Annotated in this window: 2 protein-coding genes; both read right to left on the bottom strand. The window is 63.1% G+C overall.

The genetic code is table 11. From position 1 onward, the window contains the following. A partial coding sequence (locus AAFX91_RS40950) for a condensation domain-containing protein (protein WP_394570268.1) occupies positions 1-1352 on the bottom strand: 1352 nt, incomplete at its 3' end. A gap of 216 nt (positions 1353-1568) precedes the next feature. After that, a partial coding sequence (locus AAFX91_RS40945) for a hypothetical protein (RefSeq protein ID WP_394570267.1) occupies positions 1569-2235 on the bottom strand: 667 nt, incomplete at its 5' end.

The raw sequence follows: 2235 nt of genomic DNA, 5'->3' as shown, positions 1-2235 counted from the left end.
AGCTCGTGGATGCACCGCTGCGAGGGATACGGCGCCGCCGTCCGGTTCAGTTCCTCCAGCAGATACCTGCGCTCAGCAGCCGGCAGCAGCTCAATCCGCCCGACCTCTTGCTGCGCATCGGCAACCATCGCCCGCAGCAGCGCCAGCAGATAATCCCGCTGCCGCTCAATGCTCGCGCGATCGAACAGCGCCGTGGCATAGCCCAGCGTCCCGGCGATCACCTCACCCTGCTCGCCAAGGCTCAGCTCCAGATCGAACTTGACCTGGTCGTACCCGTCCCCGGCCGCCTCCACCATCAGCCCGGCAAGATCGAAGGACTGAGCGGCGTTGTTCTCCCAGGCCAGCATCACCTGGAACAACGGCGTGTGATCCAGCGACCGCGACGGCTGCACGATCTCCACCACCTGCTCAAACGGCAGGTCCTGGTGCTCCTGCGCTCCCAGGGCCGTGCGCCGCGTCCGCTCCAACAGCTCCGACACGCTCGGCCCGCCCGACAGGTCGAGCCGAACCGCCAACGTGTTGACGAAGAAGCCGATCAGCTCTTCGATCTCGCGGTGCCCCCGATTGGCGCTCGGCACCCCGATCACAATGTCGTCCTGCCCCGACAGCCGCGACAGCACCGCAGCCCACCCCGCCAGCACCGTCATGAACAATGTCGTGCCATGCTGCCGGCTCAGCCGCTTCAGCCCCCGCGTCAGATCCGCATCGATCACCACCGCCACACCGGCCCCGGCAAACGACTGCTGCGCCGGCCGCGGCCGGTCCGTCGGCAGCGCCAGACGGGCCGGCGCGCCGCACAGATTGCTGCGCCAATACTGCGCCTGGCGCTGCAGCCGCGCGCCCGACAGCCACTGCCGCTGCCAGGCGGCATAGTCCGGATACTGCAGCGCAAGCGGCGGCAGCGGATCGTCGTCTCCGGCCACGAACGCCTGGTACAGCTGAGTGAGCTCGCGCACCAACACGCCCAGCGACCAGCCGTCCGAGACGATGTGGTGCTGGGTCAGCAGGAACACGTGCGCCTCGTCCGACAGCCGGATCAGCCGGCCGCGGATCAGCGGGCCCCGCGCCAGATCGAACGGCGTGCGCGCCTCCTGCTGGCACAGCTGCGACAGCGCGGCGTCCGCATCCAGCCTGCCCCGCAGATCGTGCTCCACAACCGGCAGCCCCGCCTCCTCCGGCAGAAGCTCAACCCGGGGCTTGCCCTCCAGCGCGACAAAGCGACTGCGCAGCGCCTCATGCCGCGCAAACAAACGGTCCAGGCTGCGCTGCCAGGCGCTGCGGTCGAGCCCACCCTTGAGCCGCCAGGCCGACGGCACGTGATAGTGTGTGCCGCCCTGATCCAGCTGCGCCAAAAACCACAGCCGCTGCTGCGCAAACGATGGTGCTAGCGCGGTTTGGCGCCCAACCTTTCGTATCAACGTAGCTTTTCGGCTGCTACTCCGGTTTCTCTCCTTGGCGAGGACTAGAAGCTTGCTCAAGCCTTCTACATCCAGATTTTCCAAACTGCCCCTAACGATATCTGTCATTTCTACGCACCCAGAGAGAGCAGCTTCTGAAGCTCGTCACGCTCAAATTCTCGTTCGAGTAAAGTAATAGAAGTTTCGTTGGGCGCTTTCCTCACCTCGACCTCGAACAGCTCTTGAATGCACTTGTTCGAAGGATAAGACGCCCGTCCGGTTCAACTCCTCCAAAAGATGCGTGCGCTCAGCGGTCGACAGCAGCTCAATCCGCCGAACCGGCTGCTCGGTATCGACCATCAGAGCACAAATCAAATTTTGCACCATGTGGTTGATCCGATCGGGATCACGCGACTGGCATGAAAGCGGCATCGAAAGCTCCCATCCAGAGCGCAAAACCTCAAACGTCAGCAAATCACCACATAAGGCTGGCTCCGAACTAGCATTCAACGCTAAATCACTATGGGCAGAACAGCTGTTTGCCGTAATACTGATCCCAATCGGCCTCAGCCGGTCCGATCGTTGCACCTCCACACCTCGCTGTGTCGCGCAGCGCGTAGTAAGATCTCGCGCAAAGCTATCGTGCTCCCTCAGTTGAGCGCATTCGGCTGCGACTACCCTGCGCACCTCTCCAAAACCATGAGCAAGATCAATGGTGATTTCCATCGGCACGACAATGACATTGTCACGCCCTGCGCAATCGTCCGAGTCACGCCGAGCTCCATCCGATTGAACGTGGAAGAGCTTGGCTTTGAGCTCCTCTCGCTGCCCCAATGCC

The organism is Bradyrhizobium sp. 31Argb (assembly GCF_043638955.1).
Taxonomy (GTDB): domain Bacteria; phylum Pseudomonadota; class Alphaproteobacteria; order Rhizobiales; family Xanthobacteraceae; genus Bradyrhizobium.
The sequence above is the reverse complement of the archived record's forward strand: the minus strand, read 5'-3'. Positions and strand labels throughout refer to the sequence as shown.